At 65.7% G+C, this 17,143-nt stretch carries 14 protein-coding genes; 10 read left to right on the top strand and 4 right to left on the bottom strand.

The window, feature by feature from the left end:
* The first annotated feature begins 92 nt into the window (after positions 1–92).
* Positions 93–1,337, top strand: coding sequence for an aminopeptidase (locus B6S44_RS13370; RefSeq protein WP_129157386.1), 1,245 nt, complete (start codon positions 93–95; stop codon positions 1,335–1,337).
* Between the two features lies 1 nt (position 1,338).
* On the opposite strand, the gene aptA is transcribed toward B6S44_RS13370, so the two are convergent.
* Together aptA and B6S44_RS13360 are read right to left on the bottom strand one after the other, a co-directional pair.
* Positions 1,339–2,679 (bottom strand): omega-aminotransferase AptA, encoded by a 1,341-nt coding sequence (gene aptA / locus B6S44_RS13365; RefSeq protein ID WP_129157385.1) that lies wholly within the window; start codon positions 2,677–2,679, stop codon positions 1,339–1,341.
* 229 nt (positions 2,680–2,908) lie between these two features.
* The gene (locus tag B6S44_RS13360; RefSeq protein ID WP_129157384.1) at positions 2,909–3,790 is read right to left on the bottom strand and encodes a GntR family transcriptional regulator; all 882 of its coding nucleotides are present in this window, start codon (positions 3,788–3,790) and stop codon (positions 2,909–2,911) included.
* Positions 3,791–3,873: 83 nt separating this feature from the next.
* Between B6S44_RS13360 and B6S44_RS13355 the strand changes: the two genes are divergently transcribed.
* Positions 3,874–5,016 carry a C45 family autoproteolytic acyltransferase/hydolase gene (locus B6S44_RS13355; RefSeq protein WP_129157383.1) on the top strand — a complete coding sequence of 381 codons (1,143 nt, stop codon included), beginning with the start codon at positions 3,874–3,876 and terminating at the stop codon, positions 5,014–5,016.
* Between the two features lie 52 nt (positions 5,017–5,068).
* On the top strand, positions 5,069–6,628 hold the full coding sequence (locus B6S44_RS13350; RefSeq protein WP_129157382.1) for an ABC transporter substrate-binding protein: 1,560 nt from the start codon (positions 5,069–5,071) through the stop codon (positions 6,626–6,628).
* 59 nt (positions 6,629–6,687) lie between these two features.
* Here B6S44_RS13350 and B6S44_RS13345 read toward each other — a convergent pair whose 3' ends face one another.
* Positions 6,688–7,338 (bottom strand): GntR family transcriptional regulator, encoded by a 651-nt coding sequence (locus B6S44_RS13345; protein ID WP_129157381.1) that lies wholly within the window; start codon positions 7,336–7,338, stop codon positions 6,688–6,690.
* A gap of 151 nt (positions 7,339–7,489) precedes the next feature.
* Here B6S44_RS13345 and B6S44_RS13340 point away from each other — a divergent pair, with 151 nt between their 5' ends.
* From B6S44_RS13340 to ggt, 6 genes are all read left to right on the top strand, one after another.
* Positions 7,490–8,374, top strand: a complete 885-nt coding sequence (locus B6S44_RS13340) for an alpha/beta hydrolase (protein ID WP_129157380.1) — start codon at positions 7,490–7,492, stop codon at positions 8,372–8,374.
* Between the two features lie 47 nt (positions 8,375–8,421).
* Positions 8,422–9,963: an ABC transporter substrate-binding protein gene (locus B6S44_RS13335; protein WP_129157379.1), complete on the top strand. Its 1,542-nt coding sequence runs from the start codon at positions 8,422–8,424 to the stop codon at positions 9,961–9,963.
* Between the two features lie 36 nt (positions 9,964–9,999).
* The gene (locus B6S44_RS13330; protein WP_129157378.1) at positions 10,000–10,944 is read left to right on the top strand and encodes an ABC transporter permease; all 945 of its coding nucleotides are present in this window, start codon (positions 10,000–10,002) and stop codon (positions 10,942–10,944) included.
* Positions 10,941–11,759, top strand: coding sequence for an ABC transporter permease (locus B6S44_RS13325; protein ID WP_129157377.1), 819 nt, complete (start codon positions 10,941–10,943; stop codon positions 11,757–11,759). Before B6S44_RS13330 ends, B6S44_RS13325 begins: the two co-directional genes overlap by 4 nt.
* Complete coding sequence (locus B6S44_RS13320) at positions 11,756–13,402, top strand: ABC transporter ATP-binding protein (RefSeq protein WP_129157376.1); 1,647 nt, start codon at positions 11,756–11,758, stop codon at positions 13,400–13,402. Before B6S44_RS13325 ends, B6S44_RS13320 begins: the two co-directional genes overlap by 4 nt.
* A 176-nt stretch (positions 13,403–13,578) precedes the next feature.
* Complete coding sequence (gene ggt, locus B6S44_RS13315) at positions 13,579–15,192, top strand: gamma-glutamyltransferase (protein ID WP_129157375.1); 1,614 nt, start codon at positions 13,579–13,581, stop codon at positions 15,190–15,192.
* Positions 15,193–15,198: 6 nt separating this feature from the next.
* On the opposite strand, the gene B6S44_RS13310 is transcribed toward ggt, so the two are convergent.
* Entirely contained in the window at positions 15,199–15,699 is a 501-nt protein-coding gene (locus B6S44_RS13310; protein WP_129157374.1) for an Lrp/AsnC family transcriptional regulator, read from the bottom strand.
* Positions 15,700–15,908: 209 nt separating this feature from the next.
* Here B6S44_RS13310 and B6S44_RS13305 point away from each other — a divergent pair, with 209 nt between their 5' ends.
* A complete protein-coding gene (locus B6S44_RS13305) occupies positions 15,909–17,141 on the top strand; it encodes a 3-methyl-2-oxobutanoate dehydrogenase (2-methylpropanoyl-transferring) subunit alpha (protein ID WP_129157373.1) in 1,233 nt (410 codons plus the stop codon).
* Positions 17,142–17,143: the final 2 nt, after the last annotated feature.

Genomic DNA, 17,143 nt, shown 5'->3' with positions numbered 1-17,143 from the left:
TAGAGTAGGTGCCCAATGCCACTGCAGCGGTTGACCCGCGGCGGATTTCCGCCAGCAATGCGGCCTCGCAAATCAGCCCGACGAGGCCCTTCATGAACAAGCACGTCTCCGGCATCGATGCCAACAAGCTCGATCGGCTGGCCGAGGTCGCCATCAAGATCGGCCTCAATCTCCAGCCGGGGCAGGACCTGTTCCTGACCGCCCCCGTCGCGGCGCTGCCGCTGGTCCGGCGCATCGCCGAGCATGCCTACAAGGCCGGCGCCGGCCTCGTCACGCCGATCCTTTCGGATGAGACGGTGACGCTGGCGCGCTATCGCTTCGGCCAGGATGCGGGCTTCGATCGCGCCCCGTCATGGCTCTACGAGGGCGTCGCCAAGGCCTTCTCGGCCAATACCGCGCGCCTCGCCATCGTCGGCGACAATCCGATGCTGCTCGCCGAGCAGGATCCGGCCAAGGTCGCCCGCGCCAACAAGGCGAACTCGATCGCCTACCAGCCGGCACTGGAGAAGATCGCCAATTTCGACATCAACTGGAACATCGTCGCCTATCCCGGCGCGGCCTGGGCGCAGCAGGTTTTCCCGGGTGACGCCGAAGAGGTCGCGGTCGCCCGTCTCGCCGAAGCGATCTTCGCGGCCTCGCGCGTCGACCGCGACGACCCGATCGCCGCTTGGGCGCAGCACAACGCCGCTTTGGCACTGCGGACCAAATGGCTGAACGGCCAGCGCTTTTCCGCGCTGCATTTCACCGGGCCAGGCACGAACCTCACCATCGGCCTCGCCGACGGGCATGACTGGCAGGGCGGCGCTTCCACCGCCAAGAACGGCGTCACCTGCAACGCCAACATCCCGACCGAGGAGGTCTTCACCACCCCGCATGCCCGCCGCGTCGATGGCCATGTCGCCTCGACCAAGCCGCTCTCCTATCAGGGCACGCTGATCGACAACATCCAGGTCCGCTTCGAGGAAGGCCGCATCGTCGAGGCCAAGGCGAGCCGGGGCGAGGAGGTGCTGAACAAGGTGCTCGACACCGACGAGGGCTCGCGCCGGCTCGGCGAGGTCGCGCTGGTGCCGCACTCCTCGCCGATCTCGCAGAGCGGCATCCTGTTCTACAACACGCTCTTCGACGAGAACGCTTCCTGCCACATTGCGCTCGGCCAGTGCTATTCGAAATGCTTCGTCGACGGCACCAAGCTGACGCCGACGCAGATCGCAGCGCAGGGCGGCAATCGCAGCCTGATCCATATCGACTGGATGATCGGCTCCGGCGAGGTCGACATCGACGGCGTCAAGCCCGACGGCAGCCGGGTGGTGGTCTTCCGCAAGGGCGAATGGGCCTGAACTAGTCGATCCGCCCCAGCGCCTGCTCGATCGCGGCGAAGATTTCCTCGATCTCCGCGGGTGCGATCACCAGCGGCGGCGACAGCACCAGCGTGTCGCCGGCATTGCGGATCAGCGCGCCGGCGTCGAGGCAGAGCGTGTTCGCCTCCCCGCCCCGGGCCCCATCCGAACCCGGGCGCGGCGCAAGATCGATCGCACACAGCAGGCCGGCGGTACGGATATCGACGACATGGGCGGAGCCCTTCAGCCGGTGCGCCCGCTCCTCCCAGAGCGGCAGCACCTTGCCGAGTTGCCCAAGGATATCCTGCTCGGCGAAGACGTCGAGCGTCGCGAGACCGGCGGCGCAGGCGAGCGGATGGGCCGAATAGGTGTAGCCGTGCAGGAGCTCGATTGCCTCGGGCGGGCCGGCCATGAAGGCGTCGTAGACGTGGCCGGCGACGAGGACGCCGCCCATCGGGACCGCGCCATTGGTCATGCCCTTGGCGCAGCTCATCAGGTCCGGCCTGACACCATAGGCCTGCGCCGCGAACGGACTGCCGAGCCTGCCGAAGCCGGTGATGACCTCGTCGAAGATCAGGAGGATACCATGCTTGTCGCAGATCGCGCGCAGGCGTTCGAGATAGCCCTTCGGTGGCGGATAGACACCGCCCGAGCCGGTCACCGGCTCGACGATCACGGCTGCAACCGTCGCCGGATCATGAATTTGCAGCAGGGTCTCCAGCGCCTCGGCCGCGGCGAGCCCGCCTTCCGGCTGGCCGCGCGAGAACGCCATGCTGGTGCGGTCATAGGGCAGTGGCAGATGGGCAACATCGGGCAGGAGCGGCCCGAAGGCGGCCTTGTGCCGGCCGAGGCCGGAGACCGAGAGCCCGCCCCAGCCCATGCCGTGATAGCCCTTGGCCCGGCCGATCAGCTTGGTGCGCCCGGCATGGCCACGAGCCTGATGATAGGCGCGCGCGATCTTCAGCGCGGTATCGACCGCCTCCGAGCCGGAATTGACGAAGAAGACATGGTCGATGCCCTCCGGCGCGAAGTCGCAGAGCCGCGCCGCATAGCTCTGCGCGCCCGGATGGCTCATCTTGAAGGAGGAGACGAAGTCGAGCCGACCGGCGGCTTCGCGGATCGCGTCGATGATCCTGGCCTGGCCATGCCCGGCATTGACGCACCAGAGCCCGGCCATGCCGTCGAGCACGCGCCGCCCATCCGGCGTGATGTAGTGCATGCCTTCCGCCCGCTCGAACAGCAGCGGCGCCTGGCGGAAGGCCCGCATCGGCGTGAACGGCATCCAGAACGCGTCGGGCGCGTTATCGCGGCGGCTTTCGGGGGCAAGTGCGTGCGCGGTCATCGGCGAATCCTCGCTGTCGATTACCGCATGATGTCTTTTTTAAATCTAAAAGACAATAACCTGGACCACTCAACTCTCGCCGTCATTCCGGCCGGAGCGAAGCGGAGCGCCGGAATCCATCGTAGGACTCTGAGCTCTACGATGGATTCCGGAGCTGCGCCGCTCTGCGGCTTGTCCGGAATGACGAAGAACCAAATTGCAAACGGCCCCGATTGGAAGCCGGCGATTGTCAGTCCAGCCCGTCCGGCCGGCGCAATTGCATCGCGCGCTGGAGATGGCTGCGCATCAGGGCGCTGGCGAGCTGGCGGTCGCCGGCCTCCAGCGTCGCCAGCATCTGCAGATGCTCGCGGCTGTTCACCACCACGCGCTCATAGCCATAGGTCCAGTCGTAATTGGACAGCCTGCGCATCTGGTTCTGCCGGCGCACGGCGGAATGCATGAAGCGATTGCCCGAGGCCGCCGCCAGCCCCTCATGGAAATCGGCATTCATCTCGTAGAAGCCGATCGCCGAGCTTTCCTTCCAGGGCCGGGACAGGGTCAATTCGTGCCGGGCCCGCATCTCATCAATCCAGCCCTGCTCGAGCGCAAAGCCTGGCTCAAGGAAGACCATCGGCTCGATCAGCAGGCGGAAGCGGTAGCGCTCATCATGCGCCGACTGGTCGCGCGCCTCGTGCAGGAAACGCCAGCCATAGCCGCGCTTGCGCTCGACCATGTCGAGATCGGCGAGCCGCGCCATCAAGCGCTGCACCTCGGGGCGGCCAAGCTCGTAGCGCCGCATCAGTTCGAGCTCGGAGATCTCGTCGGGCAGGCGCCCGCCATGCCGGTCCTGCGCCACCTTGACCATGGCGAGCTCGGTCGCGTCGACGCTTGCACCGGGATCGGCAGGCGGCTCCGGCGCGCTCAGCAACTCGACGCCTTTGTTCGGATGCCGACGCACCAGACCCTGCCGCGCCAGATGGTCGATCGCGGCGCGAACCGGCGTGCGCGAGACGTTGAGGCGGCGCGCCGCACTGTTCTCGTTGAGCCAGGCGCCGGCCACAAGGCCGTCATCCCGGACCATCTGGAGGAGGCGTTCGGCGATCTCCTGCTGCAGCCGTGTCGGAGATGTCATCGAAAGGCTCTTGATTGTCTTAGTTTGAAATGAAATACATTATGGATCGAGATAGCGCCAGCGCGAACCGCGGAGATCCGGTCATGGTCGAGCCCTTTCCCTTCGTCGATGTCTCGGGCACGCCCTATGAACGCGGCCGCCAGCATGGTGCGGCGGTCCCCAGGCGCGTCAAGCGTTCGATCGAACTCTATGGCGGTCAGCTCGGTGATCTCGGCTATGACACTGCCGGCAAATCGCGCCTGATCGGCGAATTCGCCCGCGAGATCGAGACCTTTGGCGCGCATTACATCGAGGAGATGCGCGGCATCGCCGACGGCGCGGGCGTCACGCTCGAAGACGTCATCATGATCAATGCCCGCACCGAGGTGATCGCCAAGGCCAAGCTGGAGAAAAGCAAGCCGATCGCAGCCGAAGAGGAGCTCGACGATGGCTGCACCGGCGCGATCATCCTGCCCGAGCGCAGTGCCTCGGGCGAACTGATCCACGGCCAGAACTGGGACTGGAAGGCCGAATGCGCCGAGACGGCGATCGTGCTGCGCGTGCGCCGCGAGGACGGCCCTGATTTCCTGACCTTCGTCGAGGCCGGCGGCCTCGCCCGCTGCGGCATGAACGCGGCCGGCATCTCGATCACCGCCAATTATCTCGAAAGCGAGCGCGACTTCACGCAGGTCGGCGTGCCGCTGGCCCTGATCCGCCGCAAGGTGCTGGAGCAGGAGCATTTCGCCTTCGCGATCAAGGCGGTCGCGACCACGCCGAAGGCCTGCTCGAACAACATGATGCTCTCGACGGTCGCCGGCTTCGGCATCGACTTCGAGTGCGCGCCCGATGCCGCCTTCCCGCTCTATCCCGAGGATGGGCTGATCGTTCACGCCAACCACTGGGTCGGCCAGATCGCGCTGACCAAGATCACCGATACCGGCATTCCGCGCGTGCCCGAGAGCTTCTATCGCGACTGGCGCGTCAGGAAGCTGCTCAACGAGGCCGGCCGCAAGCTCACCGTCGACGACCTGAAGCAGGCCTTCTTCGACGATTTCCTCACTCCGCATTCGGTCTGCCGGCCGCCGCGGCCGAACGATACCGGCAATCTCTCGGCCACCGTCTCGATGGTGATCATGCAGCCGGCCAAGGGCACGATGGAGGTCGCGCCACTGCCCGCCCTCAACCGCATCTTCACCCGCTACAGCCTCACCGATGAACCAATGACGCTGGCCCAAGCCGCCGAATAAGGCGGCCAAGATAGCTTTCAAGCCAAAATCATAAGACAAGGGGAACCCGCCGATGCACAGCCGACGCCGCCTTTCCCTCGCCCTCGCCGGATTGGGCCTCGCGACCGCAGCCATAGTGCCAGCCGCGGCCGCCGCATTGCGGGTGCACCTCAATGCCGACATCCGCAGCATCAATCCGGGCGTCAACCGCGACGACAACACCGACTCGGTCGTCCTGCACATCGTCGAGGGCCTCGTCGCCTATGGCGAGGACTCCGAGGTCAAGCCGCTTCTGGCTGAGAAGGTCGCGGTCTCGCCGGATGGGCTGAGCTACACATTCACCCTGCGCAAGGGTGTGAAGTTCCACAACGGCGCCGAGCTCACCTCCGCCGACGTGGTCTGGAGCTGGAACCGCTATATCGACCCGAAGATCGACTGGCGCTGCCTGTCGGAGTTCGACGGCCGCGGCCGCGCCAAGGTCGAGGAGGTCACTGCGCCTGATCCGGCGACTGTCGTCTTCAAGCTCGACAAGCCGAGCTCGCTCTTCCTCGCCAACATCGCCCGCACCGACTGCGCGATGACCGCGATCCTGCATAAGGATTCGCTGAAAGCCGACGGCTCCTTCGACAAGCCGATCGGCACCGGCCCCTACAAGCTCACCGAATGGAAGCGCGGCGAGTTCGTCCGCCTGACGCGCAACGAGGCCTATGCCAGCCTGCCCGGCGCGCCGGACGGCTATACCGGCGGCAAGCGCCCACTCGTCGACGAAGTTCGCTTCATGGTCATCCCGGACGGCGCGACCGCCAAGGCGGCGCTGCTGCGCGGCGATATCGACATCGTCCCCGACGTCGCCAATGCCGAGGTCAAGGAGCTCAAGAAGGATAAGCGCGTCGAGCTTTCGATCACGCAGAACATGGGCCTCGTCGGCATTCTGCTGCAGACCCGCGATCCGCTCCTCGCCAACGTCAAGCTGCGCCAGGCGATCGCAGCGGCGATCGACACCGAGGAACTGGTCGCCCAGGTCACCGATGGGCTCGGCAAGCGCAACAATTCGATCGTGCCGGCGCTGTCGTCCTATTACGATGCGGTCCAGGCCAAGGGTTACAAACACGACCTCGCCGCCGCCAAGAAGCTACTCCAGGAAGCCGGCTACAAGGGCGAACCCCTGGTGATGCTGGCGAACAAGCGCTACCCGCAGAGCTTCGACGCCGCCGTGGTCTCGCAACAGATGCTGCAGGCCGCCGGCATCAACGTCCAGATCGAGGTGCTCGAATGGGCGACGCAGCTCGACCGCTACTCCAAGGGCAATTACCAGCTCCAGGCCTTCCCCTATTCGGCAAGGCTCGATCCGGCGCTCTCCTTCGAATCCGTGACCGGCCCGAAGGCGACCCAGCCCCGCAAGGTCTGGGATAATCCCGAAGCGCAGGCGCTGCTCGACAAGTCGATGGTCGTCTCGGACAAGGCCGAACGCCAAAAGCTGTTCGACGAGTTGCACCAGCGCTTCATCGCCGAGGTGCCGATGGTGATGCTCTATAACGGCATCGACGCTGGCGCCTATGGCAAGCGGATCAAGGGCTACAAATCCTCGATCCTGTCGAAGCCGCGGCTCTGGGAGGTCACCGTCGCGGATTAGAGCATTGCTTTATCGCATTTTCTTCACGCGAACCGGTGTCCACTTCGCTCGAAAATGCTCTAAACCGCGCCGTTGACCTCGATCAGGTCCTTGATGATGTGATGGCTGGTGAGTGCGGCGAGGCGCTCGCCATCTCCGGCGCGGATCGCAGCCACCATGGCATGGTGGTCGGCGTCACTGGCGAGCAGGGCCTGGTGCGAGGCCCAGACCGTGACCGCCGAACCGCGCGAGCGGTCGCGCAGGCTCCAGATCGTCTCCACCAGCACCGGATTGCCGCAATGGGCATAGATCAGGCTATGGAAGGCGCGGTTGATCTCGCTCTGGTCGACGCGCGTACCGTTCTGCACGGCGCGGCGGAACTCGTGGGCGAGCGCATCGAGCCTGGCGATCGTCTCGTCGTCCATCCTGCCGATCACGAGGCGAGAAGCGGCACTCTCGAGGATGATGCGGGTGTCGCGGATCGCGCGATAGGTATCGAGGTCGATCTCGGTAACGCGGTAGCCGCGATTGGGCACATGCTCGATCGTCTTGCGCACAGCGAGCTCGTCGAGCGCGGCGCGGACGTCGAAGCGCGTCGCCTGGAAGGCCTCTTCGAGATCGATCTGCCGCAACCATTCGCCCGGCCGATAGGCGCGGATATGGATCGTCCGGGCGATCTCGTTGGCGAGTTCACCCTTGGCGCGCTGGCGAGTTTTTGGACGGGTGGCCATGACGGGTCTCTAGAGCATTTCAGCAACGCTTGTGAACTGGTTCACCCGCGTCGCGCACAGCCGGCACAAGATCTGTCGAATCCGGCTTGCAGGGCCAATCATATCATGCAACAAAATTGGCGCCAATCTTATAACCAATCAGGAAACGCGCATGACCGCTCCCGTCGCAAGCCAGGCCAAGCAGGACGATGCGGCAGCGATCGGCCGCGCGCTCTACGATTTCGGCCCGACCCCTGTCATCGCCTGCAAGGCCGATCCACGCTTCAGCTACTGCCTTTATATGCCGAAGAACCTCGGCAAAGGCGGTCAGGCCCCTGAGCTGATTGTCACCATGCATGGCACCGGCCGCGGCTTCATCGGCTACCGCGACGCCTTCGAGGCTTTCGGCCGCTGGAACAATTGCGTCATCCTCGCCCCGCTCTTCCCGATCGGGGTGATGGGCGACGGCAACCGCAACGGCTTCAAGTACATGCAAGAGGGCGCGGTCCGCTACGATCACATCCTCCTTTCCATGGTCGAGGAAGTCGCCCAAGCCTATGGCTTGCGCTTCGACCGCTTCGCTTTGTTCGGCTATTCCGGTGGCGGCCATTTCACCCACCGCTTCCTGATGCTGCAGCCCAAAAAGCTCTGGGCCGCCTCGATCGGCGCGCCGGGCTCGGTGACGCTGCTCGATCCGATGCGCGACTGGTGGGTCGGCACCCGCAACATGGGCGAACTCTTCGGCGCAACGCCCGACATCGAGGCGATGCGCCGGGTGGCAGTGCAGATGATCGTCGGCGCCGCCGATCTCGAGACCTGGGAGATCACCCACCAGCCTGGCAACGCCAGCTGGATGCCGGACGCCAACCATGCCGGCGCCAATCGCCCGGAACGGCTCGATACCTTACGCCGAAATTTCGAGGAGCACGGCATCACGGTGCGTTTCGACCTGGTGCCGAACATGCCGCATGACGGGCTGAAAGCCGTCTCGCGTGTCGAGGACTTCTTCGCCGAGGTGCTCGCCAAACGCCGCGCCGGCGCGGCCAAGGCGGCCTGAGATCAGAAATCGCAAGCACAACGACAAAACAAAGAGGGGAATTGCCGATGAACCGCCTGCTTGTCTCCGCTTTCGCCTTGCTGGGGTTCGCCAGCCCCACCATGGCCCAATCCATCACGGTCGCGGTCGCCGCCGACATCCGCAGCAACAATCCCGGCGTCAACCGCGACGACAACACCGACGATTTCGCGCTGCAATTGGTCGAGGGCCTCGTCGGCTACAATGAGGGCGGCGTCGCGACGCCGCTGCTCGCCGAGAAGGTCGATCTCTCCGCCGACGGCAAGACCTACACGTTCACGCTGCGCCAGGGCGTCAGGTTCCACAACGGCGCAGAGCTCTCCTCGGCCGACGTGCTGTGGAACTGGACCCGCTACATGGACGCCAAGACCGACTGGCGCTGCACCTCGGAATTCGACGGCCGCTCCGGCCTGAAGGTCGAGTCCGTGACGGCGCCGGATGCCCGCACCGTGGTGATGCAGATCGACAAGCCGAACGCGCTCTTCCTTGATACACTCGCCCGCACCGACTGCGCGATGACCGCGATCCTGCACAAGGATTCGGTCAAGGCCGACGGGTCCTGGGACAAGCCGATCGGCACCGGCCCCTACCAGTTCGGCGAATGGAAGCGCGGCGAGTATTTCACCATGACCGCCTTCGAGGGCTACAAGTCGCCAGCGGGCGGGCAGCGTGACGGCTATGTCGGCTCCAAGCGGCCGCTGCTCAAGGACGTGAAGTTCCTGATCGTCAAGGATCCGGCGACGGTCAAGGCCGGCCTGGTCTCAGGCGCGCTGGACATGGCCGATATCCTGCCGAGTGACGCCGTCGAGTTGCGGAAGCACCCGAAACTCGCCGTCGCGGTCGAGCCGAACGCTGTCCGCCATGTCTTCCTGATCCAGACCAAGGATGCGGTGATGGGCAACCAGAAGGTCCGCCAGGCGATCGCCGCTTCGCTCGACATGGATGAGATCGTCGCGTCCTTCTACAACGACCTCGGCAAGCCCAACACCTCGCCGATCTATTCCGGCTCGAGCTATTTCGGCGAGGTCGAGAAGAAGGGCCACACCTACGATCCGGCCCGCGCCAAGAAGCTGCTGCAGGAGGCCGGCTACAAGGGCGAGAAGATCATCATCCTCGCCAACAAGCGCCCGGTCGTGCCGAGCTTCCCGGCTGCGGTGGTGGCGCAGCAGATGCTGCAGGCCGTCGGCGTCAACGCCGAGATCGAGGTGCTCGACTGGGCGACCCAGCTCGACCGCTTCAACAAGGGCAACTACCAGATGCAGTCCTTCTCCTTCTCGGCCCGCTTCGACCCGGCGATCGCCTTCGAGCAGTTCTCGGGACCGAAGGACAAGCAGCCGCGCAAGACCTGGGACAACCCGGAGGCGCAAAAGCAGATCGACAAGCTCTACGTCACCTCCGACCGGGCCGAGCGGCAGAAGCTCGTCGACGAGCTGCACAAGCGCGTCATCGACGAAGTCCCCATGATCTTCGCCTTCAACGGCCTCGACATCATCGCCCATGCCAAGCGCGTCCAGGGCTTCAAGCCGTGGCAGTCGAAGCTGCGCATGTGGGAAGTGACGCTGGCGAACTGATCCCGCCCGTACCGTCCGCACACCGGGAGGAAGCCGATGCTGCGCTTTGCGCTGACGCGCATTCTGATGTCCGTGCCGACACTGTTGATCGTGTCGGTCTCGGTCTTCGGGTTGATCCGTCTGATTCCGGGCGATCCAGCCTCGCTGATGCTAGGGGATCTGGCGACGCCGGCCTCGATCGCCGACCTGCAGGCGCGGCTCGGCCTCGACCAGAGCGTGCCGGTCCAGTTCGGCATCTGGTTCGGCAATCTGCTCAAGGGCGATCTCGGCCAGTCGATCAACTCGCAGCAGGCGGTGCTGCCGCTGATCCTGCAGCGCTTCTGGATCTCGGCGCAGATCGTTCTGGTCGCGGTGCTGCTGGCGAGCCTTGTCGCCGTGCCGGCCGGCGTACTCGCCGCCTGGAAGCAGGATACCTCGCTCGATCTGTCGCTGGTCGCGGTGGCGACACTCCTGCTCTCGATCCCGACCTTCTGGCTCGGCCTGCTGCTGCTGCTCTTCTTCGGGCTGAAGCTGGAATGGCTGCCGGTGGTCGGCTACGTCTCGATCGCCGAGAACCCGTTGGCTGGCATCCTCTATTTGGTCATGCCGATCATGACGCTGTTCCTGCACGAGATCGGCGTGATCCTGCGCATGGCGCGCGCCTCGACGCTGGAGGTGCTTCGGCTCGACTATATCACCCATGCCCGCGCCAAGGGTCTGACCGAGAGTGCGGTGCTCTGGAACCACGCCTTCAAGAACGCCTTCGGGCCGACCTGGACGCTGATCGGCCTCGTCCTCGGCAACCTCTTGGGCGGCATCGCCGTGGTCGAGACCGTCTTCACCATCCCCGGCCTCGGCCGCCTGCTGGTCGATTCGATCTTCGCCCGCGACTATCCGGTGATCCAGGGCTGCATGCTCTTCGTCGCCTTCACCTATGTGCTGGTCAATCTCGTGATCGACCTCTGCTATCCGATCTTCGATCCGAGGGTGACGGCGCAATGAAATTGCCAGCTCCCAACGCTCTGGTCGGCGGCGCGCTGATCGGCTTCCTCGCCATCGTCGCTTCGGTCAGCGCGGTCTGGACGCCCTATGACCCGTTGCGGCTCTCCTTCCGCGCCAAGCTCGCCGCGCCCTCCGCCATGCACTGGCTCGGCACCGACGAGTTCGGCCGCGACGTGCTCTCGCGGCTGATGGCGGGCGCCGCCACATCAGTCTGGATCAGCCTGCTGACGGTGGCGCTCGCCGTTTCGCTCGGCACGGTCATCGGCCTGTTCTCGGGCTATGTCCGCGGCTGGGTCGACCGCACCATCATGGCCTTCAACGACGCGCTGCTCGCCTTCCCGGGTATCCTCCTGGCGCTTGGCCTGCTCGCCGTGGTCGGCGCCAACAAATACGGCATCATCCTGGCGCTCGGCATCGCCTATGCGCCCTCGGTCGCCCGCATCGTGCGCGGCACCGTGCTCTCGCTGCGCGAGCGCGAGTTCATCTCGGCCTCGCGGGTGATGGGCAACTCGGAAGCCTTCACCATGCTGCGCCACATCCTGCCGAACTGCATCGCGCCGCTGACCGTGCTCGCGACCTCGATGTTCGGCTGGGTGCTGCTGGCCGAGAGCTCGCTCTCCTTCCTCGGGCTCGGTGTGCCGCCGCCGGCCCCGACTTGGGGCAACATGCTGGCGGGGTCGCGGCCCTATATCGGCCAGGCCGTCTGGCTCGGCGTCTTCCCGGGCCTGTGCATCTCATTGACGCTGCTCGGCATCAACCTGCTCGGCGATGCGCTCCGCGACAAGCTCGACCCGCGCATGCGAGGTGCACGATGACCTCCACCAAGCCATTGCTCGAGGTCGACGGCCTCACGCTCAGGATCGGTGCGAGCGGCCGCACCGTCGTCAACGATGTCAGCTTCTCCGTCTCGCCCGGCGAGATCGTCGGCATCGTCGGCGAATCCGGCTCGGGCAAGACGCTCGCCGCCCGCGCCGTGATGGGCTTCATCCCGCCGGCGGTTCGCCTGATCTCGGGCTCGATCCGCTTCGACGGCGAGGAGGTCACGACCATGGCCCCCAAGCGCCTGCGGGCGATCCGCGGCGCCAGGGTCGGCATGGTCTTCCAGGAGCCGATGACCTCGCTCAACCCCTCCATGCTGATCGGCCGACAGCTCGAGGAGGGCCTCGCGCTGCATCGCAAGCTCGATGCCAACGGCAGGCGCGAGCTGATCCTCGACATGCTCCGGCGCGTCGGCATCCGCGATCCCGAAGGCGCCTTCAACGCCTATCCGCACCAGTATTCCGGCGGCATGCGCCAGCGCATCATGCTGGCCTCGGTGATGTTGCTGAAGCCGGCGCTGCTGCTCGCCGACGAGCCGACCACAGCGCTAGACGCCGTCGTCCAGCGCGACGTCATGGAGCTGATGGTCGACCTGACCAAGGAGAACGGCACCGCCGTGCTCTTGATCTCGCACGATCTCGGCATGGTTGCACGCTATTGCAGCCGCATCGTCGTGATGTGCCAGGGCGACGTCGTCGAACATGGAAAAAGCGAGGATATCCTCGCCCGCCCGCAGCACCCCTATACCCGCAAGCTGCTGGCGGCGATGCCGCATCGCGAGCCGGCGCGCGAGGTGCCGGAGGCAGGAACGCCACTCGTCGCGGTCAACGACCTGGTCGTCGACTATGGCGGCCGCCAGGGCTTCTTCCGCAAGGAGCAGCCCAAGCGCGCTTTGCATGGCATCAGCCTCTCGGTGAAGCCCGGCGAGGTCGTCTCGGTGGTCGGCGGCTCGGGCTCGGGCAAGACCACGCTCGGCCACGCCATCGCCGGCCTCATCAAGCCGAGCGAAGGCGCGATCCTGTTCAACGGCAAGCCGATCGACAAGAGTGAGACGGCCTACTGGGACTACCGGCTGAACTGCCAGATGGTCTTCCAGGACCCGTATTCCTCGCTCGATCCGCGCATGACCATCGGCGAGCTCGTCGGCGAACCCTTGCGGCTGGTGAAGGGCATGAGCGCCGCCGACAGGAAGGCGCGCCTGGCCGAAGTTCTGGGCGAGGTCGGGCTCGGCGACGGTTTTGCCGAGCGCTATCCGCACGAGCTCTCCGGCGGCCAGCGCCAGCGCGTCGCCATCGCCCGCGCCATCATCCGCCGGCCGAGCTTCGTCATCGCCGACGAGCCCGTCTCGGCGCTCGACGTCACCGTGCGGGCTCAAGTGCTGGAGCTCTTCGCCGAACTGCAGAAGAAGCACGGCTTCTCCTGCTTGTTCATCAGCCATGACCTCGGCGTCGTCGAGCAGGTCTCGGATCGCGTCATCGTCATGCATGAAGGCCGCATCGTCGAGGAAGGCACCCGCGACCAGATCTTCGACGCCCCCCAGCACGACTACACCCGCAGGCTGCTCTCGGCGGTTCCCGGGCTGGAGAGCATGGCGGATGGCGGTGTCCGCCTGTTCTGGCGGCTCGGCGAGCCGGTGTGATCTTCAGACAACTTTGCCCGGAACCACACCGTCATCCCGGACGCAGCGAAGCGGAGCTCCGGGATCCATCGTAGAGCGCGACGCCCTTCGATGGATCCCGGAGCGGCGCGGCTACGCCGCTTGTCCGGGATGACGGCGCGGTTCTGGACCATGCCTTGAGAGGAAGGCCCTTGCCCATGAAGAACGGAATGATCGTCGCCCCGCAGCCGGAAGCGGTGGAAGCCGGCGCGGTCGTGCTGGAGCGCGGCGGCAATGCGATCGACGCGGCGATCGCCTGCGCCTTCATGCAAGGGGTGGTCGATCCGCTGATGTCGGGCATCGGCGGCTTCGGCTCGATGCAGCTCTACATGCCCGGCAAGGGCGTCCATGAGATCGTCGAGTTCTACGCCCGCGCCTCCTATTCGGCGAAGCCGGACATGTGGCAGGACAAGCTGCGTGGCCAATCGCGCGACGGCTTCGCCTTCCTGCTCGAGGGCGGCATTAACGAGTTCGGCCATCTCGCCGTCTGCACGCCCGGCAGCGTCAAGGGCTATGACTATGTGCTCTCGCGCTTCGGCACGATGGATTGGGCCGACGTCATGGCGCCGGCGATCAGACAGGCGCGCGAAGGTGTGCTGGTGCGCCCGCACATGCACTGGTTCTGGTCGCAGGATCAGAGCGGCTCCGGCCAGGTCAACACCTCAGACAAATTGCGCTACAGCGAGACCGGCAAGCGCCTCTATTTCCGCCCCGACGGCAGCGCAAAGCGCCCGGGCGACCTGATCGTCAACACCGACATGGCCAACACGCTGGAGCGGCTCGCCAAAGGCGGCGCCGACCTGTTCTATCATGGCGAGCTCGCCGAAGAGATCGCCGCCGACTTCGCAGGACATGGCGGGCTGATCTCGCGCGAGGACCTTGCCCGCTATCAGCTCTCCGTCGCCGAGCCGATCTGGGGCTCCTATCGCGGCCATCGCATCTCGACCTCGCCGCCGCCGGCGAGCGGCATGTCGATGCTGCAGATCCTCAACATGCTCGAGCCCTTCGACATCGGCGCTCTGCCCCATGGCAGCGCCGAGCATATCCGCCTGCTCGCCGAGGCGATGAAGCGCATGACCATCGACAAGGACGAGTTCATGGGCGACCCCGCCTATGTCGATGTGCCGGTCGAACGCCTGATCTCGAAGGCACATGCCGCGACACAGGCCGACAGCATCCGCCGCGGCGAGCGCGCCGACGTCAAGCGGCTGGAGCGTTCCTCCTCGCGTGAGACCACCCATGTCACCGTAGTCGACCGCCATGGGAACGCGGTCGCGCTGACCCATACGCTCGGCAGCCCTTCGGGCGCGATCACCGAAGGGCTCGGCTTCATCTACAACGGCACGATGAGCCGCTTCGATCCGCGCCCCGGCCGCGCCGGCTCGATCGCGCCCGGCAAGCGCCGCTCCTCCTCGGCGGCGCCGACCATCGTCTTCAAGGACGACAAGCCCTTCATCGTCATGGGCGCACCGGGCGGCAGCTACATCGCCCCGGCGATGGCGCAAGGCATCATGAACGTCATCGACTTCGAGATGTCGATGCTGGAGGCGGTCGCGGCGCCGCGCGTCATGGGCGTCTCGAACTCGATCGATATCAGCAACCGCATCCGCCGCAGCGTGGAGGCGCAGCTCAAGGCCGAGGGCTACGACGTCAAGCGCTCGGCCCAGAGCTATCCCTTCGCCGCGCTCCACGGCGTCAAGATCGAGGACGGGCTCGCCACCGGCGGCGCCGACCCGCAGCGCGACGGCATGGCGATCTCGGTGCCGGCGTGAATCTGCTCACACCGGCGCGATCTGCAGCGGGTCGACCGAGATCGCCCGCTTCAGCGCGCGCAGGCCGAACGTCGTGCGCGACTGCCGCATCCCCGGCAGGCGGTAGATCTTCTCGCGCAGGAAGCGCTCATAGTGCTCGGTGCCGCTGACCACGGCCTTGACCAGGTAGTCGTAGTCGCCGGTGACCAGATAGGCCTCGACTACCTCCGGAATCCGCGCCAGCGCCTCGCCGAAGCGGTCGAGCAGCTTGTCGTCATGCTTGTCGAGCGTGATCTCGATGAAGACGACATTATCGAGCCCGAGCGCCCGGTGGTTCAGCACCGCGACGTATTTCTCGATCGCGCCGCTCTCCTCCAGCCGCTTCACCCGCGTCCAGCATGGCGAGGGCGAGAGTCCGACCTTCTCGGCCAGCGCATTGATCGTCAGCCGGCCATCCTCGTTCAGCGCCGAGAGGATGCGCCGATCGATCTGGTCCAGCTCCTCGCTACGCCGCGCCTTGATCGCCATCGGGTGAATTTTCCGCACTCTGCCAGGATGCCAGAATAATCATCTGATCAGAGGCGAATCTCAAGGCCATTTCGGCAAGAAATCGATGTGCCACCACCCTAACATGCCCGAATAATCAGGGCGTCTCGACCGACGTCCCGCAGACACGCCTTGCAGACGCCTTCGCATGGCGAAATGCTGGGTCGGACTAGAGCCTAGGGAGCGTGGACATGACAGACCCCTCACCGCTGCGGTTCCATGTTCCAGTCCCCGCAAGTCGCCCCGGCGAAAAGCCCGACTTCTCGCATGTCGTGATCCCCAAGGCCGGCTCGGTTCAACGCCCGCCGATCGATGTCGACCCCCGCGAGATCCGCGACCTCGCCTATTCGATCATCCGCGTGCTCGACCGTGAGGGCGAGGCGGTCGGCCCCTGGGTGCCCGATCTTTCCAAGGACGACCTGATCCGGGGTCTGCGCCACATGCTGACCCTGCGCGCCTTCGATGCGCGCATGCAGATGGCGCAGCGCCAGGGCAAGACCTCGTTCTACATGCAGCACACCGGCGAGGAGGCGGTGAGCTGCGCCTTCCGCATCGCGCTCGGCAAGGGCGACATGAACTTCCCGACCTATCGCCAGGCCGGGCTGCTGATCGCGCATGACTACCCGCTCGTCGAGATGATGTGCCAGATCTACTCGAACGAGCGCGACCCGATGAAGGGCCGGCAGCTGCCGGTGATGTACTCTTCGAAGGAGAACGGCTTCTTCTCGATCTCGGGCAACCTCACCACCCAATACATCCAGGCCGTCGGCTGGGCGATGGCCTCGGCGATCAAGGGCGACAACAAGATCGCCGCCGCCTGGGTCGGCGACGGCTCGACGGCGGAATCCGATTTCCACGCCGCGCTCGTCTTCGCCTCGACCTACAAGGCCCCCGTCGTCCTCAACGTCGTCAACAACCAGTGGGCGATCTCGACCTTCCAGGGCATTGCGCGGGGCGGCTCGGGCACCTTCGCCGCCCGCGGCCTCGGTTTCGGCATCCCGGCCCTGCGCGTCGACGGCAACGACTACCTCGCGACCTATGCCGTGGCGCAATGGGCGATCGAGCGCGCCCGCCGCAATCTCGGACCGACGCTGGTCGAATACGTCACCTACCGCGCCGGCGCGCATTCGACCTCGGATGACCCTTCCGCCTATCGGCCCAAGCACGAATCCGACGATTGGCCGCTCGGCGACCCTATCGTCCGGCTGAAGCAGCACCTGATCGCGATCGGCGCCTGGACCGAGGAGCGCCACAAACAGGCCGAGGCCGAGATCCTGGCGACCGTGATTGCCGCGCAGAAGGAAGCCGAGAGCTTCGGCACACTGCATGCCGGCGGCAAGCCCTCCTCGCGCGACATGTTCGAGGACGTCTATGCCGAGCTGCCGCCGCATCTGCGCCGCCAGCGCCAGCAGATCGGAGTCTGAAG

Origin of the sequence: Allobosea sp. Tri-44, from assembly GCF_004123845.1 — a bacterium.
Taxonomy (GTDB): domain Bacteria; phylum Pseudomonadota; class Alphaproteobacteria; order Rhizobiales; family Beijerinckiaceae; genus Allobosea.
Note: the sequence above shows the minus strand (reverse complement) of the source record. Positions and strands in the feature narration are given on the sequence as shown.